The organism is Micromonospora sp. NPDC049903 (assembly GCF_044460945.1).
Taxonomy (GTDB): domain Bacteria; phylum Actinomycetota; class Actinomycetes; order Mycobacteriales; family Micromonosporaceae; genus Micromonospora.
The window spans coordinates 139,539-154,809 of record NZ_JBITKL010000001.1; the positions used below are offsets into that span (position 1 = coordinate 139,539).

Annotated in this window: 14 protein-coding genes and 1 pseudogene; 3 read left to right on the forward strand and 12 right to left on the reverse strand. The window is 73.6% G+C overall.

Features of this window, described 5'->3' with window-relative positions; all coding sequences use genetic code 11:
• Positions 1 to 17: 17 nt before the first annotated feature.
• Positions 18 to 716 (forward strand): RICIN domain-containing protein, encoded by a 699-nt coding sequence (locus tag ACIBO1_RS00680; RefSeq protein WP_396740330.1) that lies wholly within the window; start codon positions 18 to 20, stop codon positions 714 to 716.
• A 7-nt stretch (positions 717 to 723) separates the two neighbouring features.
• On the opposite strand, the gene ACIBO1_RS00685 is transcribed toward ACIBO1_RS00680, so the two are convergent.
• On the reverse strand, positions 724 to 2,076 hold the full coding sequence (locus ACIBO1_RS00685) for an MFS transporter (protein WP_396741444.1): 1,353 nt from the start codon (positions 2,074 to 2,076) through the stop codon (positions 724 to 726).
• A gap of 1 nt (position 2,077) precedes the next feature.
• Between ACIBO1_RS00685 and ACIBO1_RS00690 the strand changes: the two genes are divergently transcribed.
• Positions 2,078 to 3,070 carry a GlxA family transcriptional regulator gene (locus tag ACIBO1_RS00690; protein WP_396741446.1) on the forward strand — a complete coding sequence of 331 codons (993 nt, stop codon included), beginning with the start codon at positions 2,078 to 2,080 and terminating at the stop codon, positions 3,068 to 3,070.
• A gap of 77 nt (positions 3,071 to 3,147) precedes the next feature.
• On the opposite strand, the gene ACIBO1_RS00695 is transcribed toward ACIBO1_RS00690, so the two are convergent.
• Genes ACIBO1_RS00695 through ACIBO1_RS00710 form a run of 4 tightly spaced genes read right to left on the reverse strand, consistent with a single transcriptional unit; the run spans position 3,148 to position 7,767 of the window.
• Positions 3,148 to 3,609 carry a hypothetical protein gene (locus ACIBO1_RS00695; RefSeq protein WP_396740331.1) on the reverse strand — a complete coding sequence of 154 codons (462 nt, stop codon included), beginning with the start codon at positions 3,607 to 3,609 and terminating at the stop codon, positions 3,148 to 3,150.
• Between the two features lie 10 nt (positions 3,610 to 3,619).
• On the reverse strand, positions 3,620 to 5,572 hold the full coding sequence (locus ACIBO1_RS00700; RefSeq protein WP_396740333.1) for a VWA domain-containing protein: 1,953 nt from the start codon (positions 5,570 to 5,572) through the stop codon (positions 3,620 to 3,622).
• A 2-nt stretch (positions 5,573 to 5,574) separates the two neighbouring features.
• Positions 5,575 to 7,116, reverse strand: coding sequence for a magnesium chelatase (locus tag ACIBO1_RS00705; RefSeq protein ID WP_396741448.1), 1,542 nt, complete (start codon positions 7,114 to 7,116; stop codon positions 5,575 to 5,577).
• A 48-nt stretch (positions 7,117 to 7,164) separates the two neighbouring features.
• Positions 7,165 to 7,767, reverse strand: a complete 603-nt coding sequence (locus tag ACIBO1_RS00710; RefSeq protein ID WP_396740335.1) for a TetR/AcrR family transcriptional regulator — start codon at positions 7,765 to 7,767, stop codon at positions 7,165 to 7,167.
• Between the two features lie 83 nt (positions 7,768 to 7,850).
• Here ACIBO1_RS00710 and ACIBO1_RS00715 point away from each other — a divergent pair, with 83 nt between their 5' ends.
• Entirely contained in the window at positions 7,851 to 8,306 is a 456-nt protein-coding gene (locus ACIBO1_RS00715; protein WP_396740336.1) for a GNAT family N-acetyltransferase, read from the forward strand.
• A 34-nt stretch (positions 8,307 to 8,340) separates the two neighbouring features.
• On the opposite strand, the gene ACIBO1_RS00720 is transcribed toward ACIBO1_RS00715, so the two are convergent.
• The 7 genes and pseudogenes from ACIBO1_RS00720 to ACIBO1_RS00750 form a co-directional block, all read right to left on the reverse strand.
• Positions 8,341 to 8,793, reverse strand: coding sequence for an aldo/keto reductase (locus ACIBO1_RS00720; protein WP_396740338.1), 453 nt, complete (start codon positions 8,791 to 8,793; stop codon positions 8,341 to 8,343).
• Between the two features lie 109 nt (positions 8,794 to 8,902).
• Positions 8,903 to 9,310 (reverse strand): annotated as a pseudogene (locus ACIBO1_RS00725) (aldo/keto reductase); the annotation flags it as partial.
• Between the two features lie 67 nt (positions 9,311 to 9,377).
• A complete protein-coding gene (locus ACIBO1_RS00730) occupies positions 9,378 to 10,292 on the reverse strand; it encodes a lytic polysaccharide monooxygenase (protein WP_396740340.1) in 915 nt (304 codons plus the stop codon).
• Between the two features lie 93 nt (positions 10,293 to 10,385).
• Complete coding sequence (locus ACIBO1_RS00735; RefSeq protein ID WP_396740342.1) at positions 10,386 to 11,699, reverse strand: aspartate aminotransferase family protein; 1,314 nt, start codon at positions 11,697 to 11,699, stop codon at positions 10,386 to 10,388.
• A 2-nt stretch (positions 11,700 to 11,701) separates the two neighbouring features.
• Positions 11,702 to 12,667, reverse strand: coding sequence for an alpha-ketoacid dehydrogenase subunit beta (locus ACIBO1_RS00740; RefSeq protein WP_396740344.1), 966 nt, complete (start codon positions 12,665 to 12,667; stop codon positions 11,702 to 11,704).
• Positions 12,664 to 13,611 (reverse strand): thiamine pyrophosphate-dependent dehydrogenase E1 component subunit alpha, encoded by a 948-nt coding sequence (locus ACIBO1_RS00745; RefSeq protein ID WP_396740345.1) that lies wholly within the window; start codon positions 13,609 to 13,611, stop codon positions 12,664 to 12,666. Before ACIBO1_RS00745 ends, ACIBO1_RS00740 begins: the two co-directional genes overlap by 4 nt.
• Positions 13,612 to 13,702: 91 nt before the next feature.
• Complete coding sequence (locus ACIBO1_RS00750; RefSeq protein WP_396740347.1) at positions 13,703 to 15,061, reverse strand: MFS transporter; 1,359 nt, start codon at positions 15,059 to 15,061, stop codon at positions 13,703 to 13,705.
• Between the last annotated feature and the right edge of the window lie 210 nt (positions 15,062 to 15,271).

Genomic DNA, 15,271 nt, shown 5'->3' on the forward strand with positions numbered 1-15,271 from the left:
TGGGCCAGGATGCCGGCATGTCGGAAACCGATGGATCGGGCACCGTCTACGGCACCCGCCGTTCCGGACCGCCCCGGGACCCGGTGCTGCTGGTGGCCGGTGCGGTCGGGCTGGTCGGCGTACTGGCCGGGGTGCTGTTCGCCACCGGCCTGCTCGGTGGCGGCGACGACCCGCAGCCGGCACCGGTCGCCGGCAGCCCGACGTCGGCCGCACCGAGCCCGAGCGAGAGCGTCGCGCCACCGACCGTAGAGAGCCCCGAACCGACGCCCACTCCGTCGCCCACGCCCACCGAGCCCGACCCGAACACCGGGCCGAAGGTGCTCCGGGGCGTCGGCTCCGGCCTCTGCCTCGGGCTCGACGGTGACGGCGAGCGGGCGGTGGCGAAGCTGGCCGGCTGCACCGGCGGGCCGGAGCAGCAGTGGGTGGTCAACCCGTTCGGCCCGGACACCGTGACACTGACCAACGGTGCCCACAACCAGTGTCTCGACGTGGAGGGACGCAGCGGCGACGACGGTGCCCGGTTGCAGCAGTTCGGCTGCCACGGCGAGGACAACCAGCAGTGGCGTCTCCAGGCGGCCGGAGACGGCACCGTGCTGGTGGTGGCCGTGCACAGCGGCAAGTGCGCCCAGGTCCGCGACGGCGGTGGCGAGGCCGGCACCGACGTCGTCCAGGCACCGTGCGACGGCAACCCGGCGCAGCGCTGGGCGCTGCAGTGACCGGCGCTCAGTCCCGGTAGGTCCAGGCGCGGGGCGCGGCGGCGACCGGCACGGGCTCGGTGACCGCCGGACCTCGGCGGCGGACCAGCATCAGCGACAGCACCGCCGCGCCCACCGACAGCATCCCGGCCACGTACCAGGCCAGCGTGTACGTGCCGAGCTGGTCACGGACCAGGCCCGCGCCGGTGGCCGCGATCGCCGCGCCGAGCTGGTGCGAGGCGAAGACCCAGCCGAAGACGACCGCGCCCGAGGCACCGAAGTACTCCCGGCACAGCGCCACCGTCGGCGGCACGGTGGCGACCCAGTCCAGCCCGTAGAAGATCACGAAGACCAGCATGCTCGGCTCGGTGGTGGCCGCGAACAGGCCGGGCAGCACCAGCAGCGATCCGCCCCGCAGCGCGTAGTACGCGCCGAGCAGCAGCCGGGGGTCGTACCGGTCGGTGAGCCAGCCGGACGCGACCGTACCGACGATGTCGAAGAGACCGACCAGCGCCAGCAGCCCGGCGGCGGTGGTCTGCGGCATCCCGTGGTCGTGCGCGGCCGGCACGAAGTGCGTACCGACCAGGCCACTGGTGGTCGCGCCGCAGATCGCGAAGCCGGCGGCGAGCAACCAGAACGGCCTGGTCCGGGCGGCCTGGAGCAACGCGCCGACCGCGTGGGCGGCGGCCCCACCGGGCGGGGTGACCGGGGCGACGACCTCACTGCCTCCGTACGGGGGCAGCCCGAGGTCCGCCGGGTGCTCGCGGAGCAGCCAGAGCACCAGCGGTACGACGAGCAGGGCCGCGCCGGTCACGACGAGTGCCGCTGCACGCCAGCCGTACGCCCCGACGAGTATCGCCAGCAGCGGCAGGAAGACCAGTTGACCGGCGGCCCCGCCGGCGGTGAGCACACCGGTGACCAGACCCCGGCGACGGACGAACCAGCGGCCGGTGACGGTCGCCACGAACGCCAGCGCCATCGACCCGGTGCCCAGCCCGACCAGCACGCCCCAGCAGAGGACGAGCTGCCAGCTCGCGGTCATGAAGACGGTCAGTCCGCTGCCGGCGGCGACCAGGGCCAGCGCGGCGGCCACCACCCGGCGGATGCCGAAGCGGTCCATCAGCGCCGCCGCGAACGGCGCGGTCAGGCCGTAGAGCAGCAGGTTCACCGAGACGGCAGCCGAGATGGTGGCCAGCGACCAGCCGAACTCGGCGTGCAGCGGGTGTAGGAGCACCGACGGTGTGGCCCGGAAACCGGCGGCGCCGACCAGCGCCACGAAGGCGACGGCGGCGACGATCCAGGCCGGGTGCAGGCGGGTGGGTCGACTCACCAGGCGAGTCTGCGGCGCGACGACCGTAGGGACGAGTGGCCCGGAGGTCATGATGCGCAACAATCGGGCCATGTCTGCGCACCGCATCGCCGTACTCGCCGTCGACGACGTCGTCGCCCTCGACCTCGGCACTCCCGCCCAGGTGTTCAGCACCGCACGCGACGCCGACGACCGGCACTACTACACCGTCGACACCTGCACCGCCGGTGGCCGTCCGGTCCGCAGCACCGCCGGGTTCCGGGTGCTGCCCGACCACGGGCTGGAACTACTGGACCGGGCCGACACGGTGATCGTGCCGGGCGTGCACGGCGAGGCGACGCTGCGTCTCGGCGTGATCGAGCCCGAGGTGCTCGACGCGTTGCGCGCCGCGTACCAGCGAGGTGCCCGGATCATGTCGATCTGCACCGGAGCGTTCGTGCTGGCCGCCGCCGGGCTGCTCGACGGTCGCCGGGCCACCACCCACTGGGCGTACGCCGACCGCTTCCGTCGGCTGCACCCCCGGGTCGACCTCGACCCCGAGGTGCTCTTCGTCGCCGACGACCGGCTGCTCACCTCGGCCGGGGTCGCCGCCGGGATCGACCTGTGCCTGCACGTGGTCCGCACCGACCACGGCAGCGCGGTGGCCAACCGGTCCGCGCGGCGCTGCGTGATGCCGCCGTGGCGCGACGGCGGGCAGGCCCAGTACATCGAACGTCCGGTGCCGCCGGCCACCGACACCAGCACCGCCGCCGCGCGCGAGTGGGCCCGGCAACGCCTGCACGAGCCGGTGAGCCTGCGCGAGCTGGCCGAGCAGGCGCGGATGAGCGTACGCACCTTCACCCGCCGGTTCCGCGCCGAGACCGGGCTCAGCCCGACCCAGTGGCTGCTGCACGAACGCACCGACCACGCGCGGCTGCTGCTGGAGAGCACCGACCTGACCGTCGACCAGATCGCCCACCGCAGCGGCTTCGGCACCACCGCCGCCCTGCGCCAGCAACTGCACCTCCGCATCGGCGTCGCCCCGTCCGCGTACCGCCGAACTTTTAAAGGAAGGGCCCCCTGTTAACGCCTGCGGTATAGCAGGGGTCCCCTGCTAACAGTTCCCGGGACAGCGAGTGCCGGGCGGCGCGCGAGGGCGGGGTGTCAGGGGCGCAGGGCTTGCAGCTCGGTCAGGTGCCGGGGCAGGTGGACGCGGGTGTGCAGGTCGATGACGCGGCCCCAGGGCAGCGGCTCGTCGACGACGAGGTCGAAGCCCTCGCGCAGGTGCGTCTCCACCGGCGTGTCGGCCCCCGCGCCGAGCCGGGCGACCAGTGCGACCAGACGGTCGCTGCTGAGTCGGAGCCGGACGGCCAGACCGTCCAGGCCGCCGGCCTCGACGACCAACGCGTCCAGTTCCGGGCGGTGGATCTCGTCCAGCTCGTAGAAGGCGTACGGGGAGCCGGCGAGCACCGCCTCGGTCGCCTCGCTCATCAGCTCGTCGCTGGTGACCAGGTGCGCCACGATCTGTTCGGCGCGGTAGCCTCCGGTCGGCGGCGGCCCGAACCCGCCCGCGTCGACCTCGGTCAGCAGCGCGTCGTACGCCTGCCGCAACCCGTCGACCTCCACCCGGCCGAGCCTAGCGGCGACCGCGCCGTGACCGCAGGTAGTCGCTGACCACGTACTCGCCGAGGTCCTCGGTGTCCGGGGTGAAGACCCGGCCGCCGCTGCGCCGGGCCACCGCGTCGACGAAGCGGCGCAGCCCCGGGTCGTCACCGAGCATGAACAGGTTCAGCGTCGCGCCGTACCGGCCGAGCCGGTCCACCTCGCGGATGGTCGCCTCGACGGTCTCCGGCAACGACGGCCAGTGGAACACCGCCTCGCCGTCGGCCGGGTCCAGGTGGGCGGTCGGCTCGCCGTCGGTCACCACCAGCACCACCGGTTCGGCGTCCGGGTGGCGGCGCAGGTGCCGGCCGGCGAGCCGCAGGGCGTGTTGCAGGTTGGTGCCCTGGGTCATGTCCGGCTCGACCGCCGCCAGCTCCTGCTGGGTCAGTGTCGCCGCCCGCCGACCGAACCCGATGATCTGGAGCGCGTCCTGCGGGAACCGGGTCGCCATCAGGTGGGCCAGGGCCAGGCCGGTCTGCTTCATCGGACCCCACCGGCCCTGCGAGATCATCGAGTACGACAGGTCCACGCAGAGCGCCACCGCCGCCGAGGCGCGTCGCTCGGTCTCCACCACCTCGAAGTCCTCGACCGCCAGTTGCACCGGCACTCCGGGGCCGGCCCGGCGTACCGCCCGGGTCAGCGTCCGCACCACGTCGATGGGCTGCTCGTCGCCGTACGCCCAGGGGCGGGACGCGCCGGTCACCTCGCCGGCCGCGCCGGCCGACCGCAGGTCATGCTGTCCCCGCGGGCCGGCGGTCAACTCGGCGAAGACCTGGCGCAGCGCGGTGCCACCGAGGCGGCGGAGCGCCTTCGGGCTCAGGGTCAGGCCGTCGGCGTCCCGGGTCACCCAGCCCTGCCGGCGCAGCTCCCGCTCCAGCTCCCGCAGTCGGCGTACGTCGTCGGCGGCGTCCCGGCCGAGCGTACGGGCCACCGACTCGACGTCGATATCGTCCAGGCTCGCCCCCGGGTACTCCTGCCCCAACTGGTCCAGCAGGTCGTCCAGCTCGGCGATCTCGTCCAGCGCCCCGGTCGCCTCGCCGTAGCCGAGTGGCTGCTCGCCCCGCATCCGTTCGCCCCGGCCCCAGCGCAGGTCGGGACGGAGCGCCCGCAGGTTGCCCTCCAGGTCGGCCAGTTCACCGGCCAGCCGGTCGCCGAGCGACTGGCGCATCAGGCCGGCGAGTTCCTCCCGCTGCCGGTCGGAGAGCGAGTTCATCAGCCGTTGCCCGGCCGCCGCCCGCCGGGCCAGCAGGTCGATCAGCTCGTCGACGTCGGTCGGCCGTTCCGGGAAGAAGTCGCCGTGCCGGCGCATGAACTCGGCGAACGCGTCGGTGGTGTCCTCGGCGCGGGCGTGCTTGGCCAGCAGGGCGTTCAGGTCCCGCATCATCTCGGCCAGCCGCTCCTGCACGGCCGGGTCGGCGGCCATCTGGGCCGAGGACCGCAGCCCGGCGAAACGCTGGCCGAGTACGTCGTCCCGCAACCCGTCGAGGATCCGCTGGTAGGTCTGCCGGGCCTCCTCGCTGGCCCACCGGTAGTCGGACAGTTCCCGCACCGCTCGTGCGGTGGACCGGGGCAAATTGTCCAGCGTCGCCTCGGCGAACCGGGCCGCCTCGTCCGAGCGGCCGGACAACTCGTCGCGCTCGGAGGCCAGCGCCTGGTCCAGCAGGGCCTGTGCCCGGGTCACCGCGCCGTCCAGGTCACCCCGACGCAGGGCCTCCCGCCGGAGCCGCCGGGCGCGGGCGGTCAACGCGTCCAGCCCGCCCCGCTCCTGCGGCCCCCGGCGCAGCAACTCCCGCAGCGCGTCCCGCAGGCTGCCGCCGGCCAGCACCTCCTGGCCGACCTGGTCCACCGCGGCCTGCATGTCGTACGGCGGCGCCAGCGGATCGGGGCCGCCCCGCCACTGCCCGTACCGGAACCGGTTGCCGGCCATGGTCAGTCCCGGCCGCCGTAGCGGCTCCGCCCCGAGTCGGTCACGTCCTTGCCCAGTCGACGGCTCAGGTGCAGCCCCTCCAGCACGAACTCGACCGCCGCGGCGGCCTGCCCGGGGCTGGGCGCGTCACCGACGCCGAGCCGGTCGAGCACCTTGGCCAGACCCGGCACGGTGCCCACCTGGCGCAGCAGGTCGGCCGCCGACACCAGTTCCCCGGTCTCGACGGTCTCGCCCTCCTCGACAAGTGTGGTGAACCCGGACAGGTCCAGCCCGGCGAGCCGGGCCCGGAACGTGTCGGCGGTGGCGGTCCGGAGCAGGTGGCCGAGAATCTCGATCTCGCGCCCCTCCTCGCCGCTCTCGAACTCCACCTTGCCGCGCAGGGTGGAGGTCACCGACACCGCGTCGCCCACCCGTGCTACCGCGTCGAGTGCAAGGAAGGGCTCCCTATTAACGTCTGCGGTAGAGGAGGGGTCCCCTGCTAACACCTCACCCCCAGCCGCCGACGCGCCCGGCACGGCAGACGCGGCAGACGCGCCCGGCACGGCAGACGCGTCCGGGGCGGCGGCCAGCAGGCCGGCTCGGCGCAGCGCGGCGGCGGCGACCGTCTCGGCGGCGGCGACGGCGAACCGGGCGGAGACACCGGAACGCGGGTCGACCGAGGGCGACTCGCGGACCGCGCGGGCGAACCGGGCGAGCACCTCCAGCACGTGCTCCGGCACCTCGGCGACCAGGTCGGCCTCCTGCCGGATCAGCTCCAGTTCCCGCTCCAGGTCGGTCGGGTAGTGGGTACGGACCTCGGCGCCGAACCGGTCCTTGAGCGGGGTGATGATCCGACCCCGGTTGGTGTAGTCCTCCGGGTTGGCGCTGGCCACCAGCAGCAGGTCCAGGGGAAGCCGGAGCTGGTAGCCACGGACCTGGATGTCCCGCTCCTCCAGCACGTTGAGCATCGCCACCTGGATGCGTTCGGCCAGGTCCGGCAGCTCGTTGACGGCGAAGATGCCCCGGTTGGTACGCGGCACCAGCCCGAAGTGGATCGTCTCGGGGTCGCCGAGCGTACGGCCCTGGGCGAGCCGGATCGGGTCGACGTCGCCGATCAGGTCGCCGACGCTGGTGTCCGGGGTGGCGAGCTTCTCGCCGTACCGCATCGAGCGGTGCAGCCAGCCGATCGGCAGGTCGTCGCCGGACTCGGCGGCCAGCGTCCGCGACGCCGGGGTGACCGGGTGCAGCGGGTGCTCGTTGAGCACCGACCCGGGGATCACCGGGGTCCACTCGTCCAGCAGGCTCACCAGTGACCGGATGAGCCGGGTCTTGCCCTGGCCCCGTTCGCCGAGGAGCACCATGTCGTGCCCGGCCAGCAGCGCCCGCTCCACCTCCGGCAGCACCGTGTCGTCGTACCCGACGATGCCGGGGAAGCGTGGCGCGCCGCTGCGCATCTGGGCCAGCAGGTTGTCCCGCAGTTCCTGCTTGACGCTGCGGTACCGGTGGCCGGCGGCGCGCAGCGCGCCGAGCGTGCCGGGCAGGTCGGCCGGCGGGACCGGGGTCATCGAGGTCGGTGCAGTCACCCGCCCAACGCTAGCGCGCTCGGACGGCTTTCAGCTCTCCCCGTCGGATCCCCGGCTCAGCCAGGTGAGCGCGGCGTCGACGGCGACCCGCTGCGACTCCTCCGAGTAGGTCTGCGGATCGACCGCCGCCAGCGCGTTGAGCCCTTCGACCACCGCGACCAGGCTGATCGCGGTGTCCGCGCAGGCGGCCGGCGGCCAGTCCGGGCGGACCTCGGCGACCAGGCCGCCGATGCGGTCCAGGAACCGCCGGTTGTAGGCGCGGTGCAGGTCGGCGAGGACCGGGTCGGCCAACGCGGCGGCGAGGAAGCCGACCCACACCCGTGCCTCCTCGCGCTTCTCCTCGGTGGGCGAGGCGGCCTGCCACAGCACGGCACGCAGCGCCGCCCGGGGCGAGTCGGCGTCGGCCTGGGCGGCGTCGGCACGCTGGCCGGTACGCCGATGCAACAGCTCCCGGGCGTGCACCAGCAGCGCCTGTTTGTCGGCGAAGGTGTGCAACACCATGCCGGTGGTGCAGCCGGCCCGTTCCGCGACCGCGCGCAGGGTGAGGCCGGGCAGCCCCCGCTCGGCCAGCACCGACCAGGTGGCCGCCGAGAGGCGACGCTGCTGGTCGGCGAGGTCGCGCCGTCTGGGCATCCGTCCCCTCCCCTGGCCGTGGCCCCATACCGTAGCGTACGTTACGGTAACGCTTGTTACGGATCACCGGAGAGGGGACGACCATGGTCTCCATCGACCACGAGCCGTGGGACTCGATCGACGCCACCCGCCTGCGCGCCGCGCAGCGCGCCGAACTCGACGCCCGCTACGGCTGCGACGACCACGAGCCGGGGACGCCGCCGAGCGCCGAGACGATCAGCGTCTTCCTAATCGCCCGCGACGCGAACGGCGCCGCCGTGGGCTGCGGCGGCCTGCGCCTGCTCGGGCCCGACTCGGCCGAGATCAAGCGGATGTACGTGGTCCCGCCCGCCCGGGGCACGGGCGTGGCCGTCGCCGTCCTGTGCGCCCTGGAGGAGGCGGCCCGCCAGGCCGGCGTACGCACCCTGCTGCTGGAGACCGGCACCGCCCAGCCCGACGCGCAGCGCTTCTACGAACGCGAGGGCTACCGGCCCATCGACAACTTCGGCCCGTACCGGGGCGCGCCGCTCTCCGTCTGCTACGCCCGCGACCTGCCCTGAGGAACCGCCGCCGCGCCAGCGGCGGGCACCGAGGTCAGCGGCCGGCGCGGGCCTTGATCATGCGTGGTACGGCGGCCAGGCCGGTCAGTGGACGGAACGCCCGGGCCGCGTTGACCAGGGCGGCGTACTCGTCCTCGGTGAGGTCGATCTCGGCGGCGGCGGCGTTGCGCTCCATCTGCTCCACGCTGGACGCCCCGGGGATGGCCACCACGTTCGGGTGCCGCAGCACGTACGCCAGGGCGATCTGGCTCGGCGTGGCGTCGTGGGCGGCGGCCACCTGACGCAGCGTCTCGATCAGGGCGGTGCCCCGGGCCAGGTTCTCCGGCAGGAAGTACGGGTTGGCCCGGCGGATGGCGCCGACCGGTGGGTGCCGCACGTCGTACCGGCCGGAGAGGAATCCCTGGGCCAGCGGGCTGTACGCGATGACGACCCGACCCGCCTGCTCCGCGTACGGCAGCAGGTCCTGCTCCGGCTTGCGGTCCACCATGCTGTAGCGGACCTGGTTGCATCAGCACCCGCCGACCCAGCACGGTCTCGGCGACCTGCCAGCGGCGCAGGCTGTAGTTGCTCACCCCGACCTCGCCGACCAGGCCGACGTCCTGCAACGCGCGCATGCCCCGCATGGTGGTGCCGTCGGCGACGAGCGGGTTGGGCGAGTGCACCTGGTAGAGGTCGATGCTGCTGACGCCGAGCCGGGCCGCCGAGGCGACCGCCCGCTGCTGCACCACCGCCGCCACCGGCAGCACCGGGAAGATCTTGGTGGCCACGGTGACCTTGTCCCGGTCGGCGGCCAGCGCGGCGCCGAGGATCCGTTCGCTGCGACCGAACCCGTAGATCTCGGCGGTGTCGAAGACGGTCACCCCCAGCTCGACGGCGCGCCGGACGATGTCCGCCGCCAACCGCTCGTAGTCGGGGCCGTAGCCCCACTCCCGCGAGCCGAACTGCCAGGTGCCGAGACCGATCTTGGACAGGGGCTTCGGGGTGTCGAGCTGCACGTAGCGCATGACGTCGACCGTACCCGCCGCGTCGTTCCCCGACCGCCGGTCCGGCGGGCGAGGCCGCGCCGGACGGTCACCAGGGGCGCGGGTTGGCCCGGTGGTTGCGGACGGTGCAGGCGGGTCCCTTCGGTGGCCCGCCACGCGAGCCGCGCAGCCGCAGGGCGATCGACACGAGCAGCAACATGACCAGCAGGCCGCCCGCGACCAGCGGCCAGCGGCGGCCGTCCAGGTAGGTGACCGCGGCGACGGGTACGTTCTCGGCGACCTCGGTGGTCGCGTCGGCACCGACGCCCGGCAGCCCGTTCTCGGCCTCCGGGGTGCCACCGGCGGAGCCTGCCGGCGTGATGCCGCCCGGCCGCAACGCGTCGACCGCCACGACGTCCACGTCCGAGCAGGAGTAGTAGGTGTCGGCGGTATCCGAGTGCTGCCAGATCGTGTAGATCACGTGCCGGCCGCTGCGGTCCGCCGGCAACCGGCCGGACATCAGGTACGTCCCGTCCCGCAGCGGCGGGTCGGTGATCCGCAGGAAGGGCAGCCGGTCCAGGTCCGCCCAGGTCAGCTTCCTCGACGGGGTGTAGCCCTCGCGGGTCAGGTAGAGCCGGAACGTGCCCTTCTGCGCGGCGGTGGCACGGTACTGGAAGGCGAACTCCGCGCCGGCGGTCAGCGGCGTCGCCGGCCAGTCGGTGCGCGGCAGGTCCAGCCCCCGGTACGCGGACAGGCCGCCGCTGCACAGCTCCCCGTCGGGGATCACGTCCCGGTCCCGGCCGTCGACGCCGTACACCCGGACGTTGTCCCACTCGCGCAGCGCGGCGCCCTCCTGCACCGCCGCCAGGCAGGCCGCCGTGCCCACGTGCGGACCGTCCGGCGCGCACGCGGCCGAGCGGCTGACCGGGTACGTCGGGGCACCCTGCGCGGCGGCGGGCAGCGCACCGGCCGTCGTCCCGACGAGGGCGACCAACGCGACGACGAAAACTCGACGTACGGCCATGTTCTCGGACCTCCCACGCACCAGTACGGGCCACAGGCGTCGACAGTTCGATCTCTGCGGCCCGGATCTGGCGGGTCGGCCGGACGGCCGGCGTCAGGAGCGGTACGCGGCCACCGCCTTGGCGAACCTCTCCACCAGTTCGCGGCAGTCGTCGGTGGAGACGGTCAGGTGCGGCAGCAACGGCATCACGCCGCTCGCGTAGCTGGTCAGCAGCCCGTACTCGCGGCACACCCCGCGCAGGTTGTGGACGTCGCGCAACGACCAGAGTTCGCCGTCGGCGTCGCGCAGCTCGACGCCGAGCATCATGCCGATGCCGCGGACCGCGCCGATGCGGGGATCCGCCTGCGACGCGGCGTCGAGCATCTCGACCAGTTCGGCGCCGCGTCGGCGTACCGCGGGGAGGAAGCCGTCGGCGGTGAGGATGTCGAGCACCGCCAGGCCGGCCGCCGCGCCGATCGGGTGGCCGTCGGTGGTGGAGCCGTTGGGGAAGCCGAGCCGCACGGGCGGGTCGGCGAGGGCGTCGTAGATGTCGGTCGCCACGACCAGCGCGGCGAGCGGGAAGTAGCCGGCGCTCAGGCCCTTGCCGAGCACCAGCATGTCGGGGACCTCGGCGAGCCGCTCGATGTAGGTCATCGCGGCGACCCGGCCGGCGCCGGTGGTCACCTCGTCGGCGATGGTGTGGATGCCCCGGCGGCGACACTCGACGATCAGCGTCTCCAGGTAGTGCTCCGGCGCGGGCAGGAACGAGGTGCCGGAGACCGGCTCGAACATCACCGCCGTCACCCGCTCGACGCCGACCGACTCGATGGCGTCGAGGACCGGGCGTACGCACTCGCCGGTGCACGCGTCCGGGTCGCAGGTCACCGGCGGCGGCGTCGTCACGTGCACCACGTGCCCGTCGATCGGGGCGGAGTAGTCGTGCAGGATCGGCTCGTCGGTCAGCGCCGTGGCCAGCGGTCCGGTCCCGTGGTACGCGTCGTGCAGGGCGATCACGGTGTGCCGGTCCGTCTCGCCGGTCATCCGGCGGTAGAACCGGGACAGCATCGCCGCCGCCTCGGTCATCTGGCTGCCGGTGTTGCCGAAGCGTACGTGTCGCAGCGGCTGCGGCAGCAGCGCCACGAGCGCGGCGGCGTAGTCGACGGTGACCTGCGGCGGATGCTCGTAGCGCATCACGGTGCCGCTGGGCAGCACGTCGAGCTGACGGGTCATCGCCTGCTTCACCGACTCGCACGAGTAGCCCAGCGTGACGTTCCACATCGACGAGCGGGCGTCCAGGTAGCGCCGCCCGGCGGCGTCCTCCAGGTGACTGCCGGCACCGCTGACCAGGAACAGGTCGGGGCCGTTCTCCCGCAGGTGGGGGCCCATCGGCGTGAGGCCGTGCCAGACCGCGTACTCGCTGTTCGTCATGGTCATCTCCGCGGGGTGAGGGGGGCCGAGGTGTCGAGTGCCGCGCGGACGATGCGGTCCGCGTCGGGTAGCAGGCCGTCGAGCAGCGCCGGGCTCACCGGCGCGGGAACCGCGACGCCGGTGAGCAGCTCGACGTGCTCGGGGCGGGCGGCGCCGGTGCGTACCAGGTGATAGGCCAGGTCGGTCAGCACGGACCCGGCGCGGGGCTGTTCGTCGACCAGGATCACCGGCCGGTCTTCTACCACCATCGCGGCGACCCCGTCCCGGTCCAGTGGCGCCGCCGTCCGCAGGTCGACCACCCGGGCCTGGAGGCCGTGCTCCGCCAGCCGCCGCGCGGCGACCATGCTCTCGATGAGCGTGTTGCCGATCCCGACCAGGGTCAGGTCGTCACCGGGCCGGGCCAGACCGGCGACGCCGAACGGCAGCGGGTCCGCGGACGGCTCGGGCTCGGGCAGGTCGGTCCAGGTGGGGGTGAACAGGCGCGGTGACTCCAGCAGGACGACCGGGTCTGGGTGACGCAACGCGGTCCGCAGCAGGCCGCCGACCGCGTTCGGCGAGCCGGGTACGGCGACGACCAGGCCGGGGATCTGGCTGAGCATGCCGTAGGGCACGTGTTCGTGCTGCGCGCCGAGGTGCTCGCCGCCCTGGGTGACGCCCCGGATCACCAGCGGCACCGAGAACTGGCCGTCGCTCATGTACCGCCACGTGGTGACCTGGTTGACCAGCTGGTCGAACGCGCTGAACAGGAACGCCACCCGGTTGACGCTGAACAGCACCCGCCGGCCCACCAGGGCCATGCCCAGGGCCATGCCGAGCATCGCGTTCTCCGCAATCGGCATCCGGACCATCCGCTCGGGGCCGAACTGCGCGACCAGGTCCTCCTGCTGGAAGGTGCTGAAGTGACTCAGGGTCGGCTGCTCGGTGAACGCCTCGCGGACCGCCTCGCCGATCGGGTGGCGGCGGCTCATCGGCCCGCCCCGATCAGGTCCGCGGTGACGGTCACGCCGGTGGTCGCGGTGGCCGGATCCGGGTCCTCGGCGGCGAGCGCCGCCCGCAACACCGCGTCGACCTCGGCGGCCACCTCGGCGTGCAGCGCGTTCAGGTCGGCCGTGAGTCGTCCAGCGGCCATGGTCAGCGGATCGCGTTCCGCCCACCGTCGCCGCTCCTCCTCGGGCCGGTACTGCGCCGGCGGGTGCTGCCCGAGCTGGGTGTGGAAGTCACGCAGGTAGGTGTGCGCGACGATCACCTGGGGTCCGGTGCCGGCGCGGCAGGCCGCCAACGCGGTGTCGGCCGCGTCGTGCACCGCCTCGACGTCGTTGCCGTCGACCTCGACGTAGGGCAGCTTCAGCCCGGCGACGAGTTCGACGGGGCTCAGGTGGCGTACCAGGGCGCTGGCCGTCTGGTCCTGCCAACCGTTGTCCTCGCAGACCACCAGCAGCGGCAGCCGCTGGGCGGCGGCGATGGTGAGCGTCTCGTACGCGCCCCCGGCACCGAGCGCGCCGTCACCGCAGAAGACCAGTACGGCCCGCCCGTCCCCGTCGAGCCGGGCGGCCATCGCGGCACCGGCGGCGATCGGGATCTGGGCGGCGACGATCGACGTCGAGCCGAGCAGACGGTGGGTGCGGTCGGCGAGGTGCATCGAGCCGGACTTGCCGCCGCAGAGGCCACCACGACGACCGAGGACCTCGCGCATCACCCGTTCGGGCGGGCAACCGGCGGCGAGGGCGTGACCGTGGCAGCGGTAGAAGCTGACCACCCACTCGGCGGGGTCCCGGGCGCCCAGCACACCGACGGCGACCGCCTCCTGGCCGGTGTACGGGTGGATCGCGCCGGGCACCAGGCCCTGCTCCGCGCACCGCAGCAGACTTTCCTCGAAGAGTCGGATGGTGAGCATGTCACGGTAGGCGGACAACAGGTCCATGGTGCTTCCCGTCGTTGGCTTCTCAGCGAGTGCGGTCCCGGGCGGAGATCGCAGAACGCGGTGCGCCAAACGTGATGCCGGTTCAACTTTCGGGTCGACGAGGTGCGGCGTCAACGGCTGGCCCCGAGGATGGCGCGATGCTGCCAACCTGGTCGTCACCGTCGGATCCGTCGATTGGCGAGATCGTGCCATCTTCCGGGCCGGGCAGTTCGGTACCGCCGCCGCGCAGGCTGCTCACGCAGCCGCCGAGCAACGCGGCGGAGGCGAACAGGATCAGTGTGGGCACCAGCCCCCACCACTGCGCCAGGGCTCCGCCGAGCAGCGCGCCGACCGGGATCGCGAAGGTCGTCGCGGCTCGCCCGAGCGCGATCACCCGGCCCAGTTGGTGGGCGGGTACGAGCGACTGCTGGAGGGTGGTGGTCGCGATGAACCAGACGGTGGCGCAGAACGCGAAGATCGCCTCGTAGACCACGAGGGTGACGAAGGGCGGTGCGACGGTGGCGGCCGGGATCAGGAACAGCGCGGCACCGGCCAGCGGGGCGAAGACCGGCACCACCCGGGTCATGCCGAGCCGGCGGATCACCCGGCCCGCCACCGTGACGGCCAGCAGGGACACCACGCTGCTGACCACGTAGGTGATGCCGATCAGCCCGGGTGACAGGTGCAGGTGCTGGTAGGCGTAGACGAGATAGAGGGCGCCGAGCGCCGACCCACCGAAGTTGAGGGCCGCCGCCGTCACCGCCACCCGGACCAGCACGGGGCGCTGGCGCATCGCCGCCACTCCCTCACGCAGCTGGTCGAGCATGCTGCCCGCCGTACCGTCGGAGGTGGCGGCGGGACCGGTGCGGGCACCGATCCGCAGCCGGGCGTACGCGACCACGCTGAGCAGCCGGGCCAGCGCGTCGACGCCCATCGCGGCGGCGGCACCGGCCACCTGGATCAGCCAGCCGGCGAGCGCGGGACCGGCCACCTGCCCGACCGACCGGGCCCCGGCCATCGCCGAGTTCGCCTGCACCAGCCGCTCGGCCGGCACCAGGCGCGGTATCGCGGCCTGGAGGCCGATCGTGACCAGGGCACCGAGTCCACCGGCGACGACCGCGACCACGGCCAGCATCGGGATGGAGAGCACGCCGAGCAGGCCGGCGACCGGCACCGTGGCGACCACGGCCGCGTAGCCGAGACTCCCGCCGACGAGCAGGCGGCGCGGCGATCGGGTCCGGTCGACCACCACTCCGAGCATCGGCGACGCGAGGGCGTGCGTACCGAACTCGATCGCGAACAACGCGCTGGCGACGAACGGTGACGCTCCCAGGTGGAGGATCGCCAGCGTGGGCAGCGCCAGCGCGGTGATCTCGGTGCCGATCACACCGGTCCCGTGCGCCGCGACCAACGGGCCCAGACCCTCCACCCGGCGCCGCAGCCGCCCCAGTCCAGCAAACATCAGCGCAGGGTATGCCGTCGGCGGTGGCACGTCCGTGCCAGCGCCCGACGGACACCTTGACCATGGTGCACACCGCCGTTACCGTTTCGCCAAGCTCCGGGCGGAGAAGTGGCTGGTAGCACCGGCCGCAGGTAGGACACGAGGCACCTGGCCGGTCCCCGACCGAACCCACGGGTTCGCCGCCGGACCGCCCTGCCGGACGTGACGCCG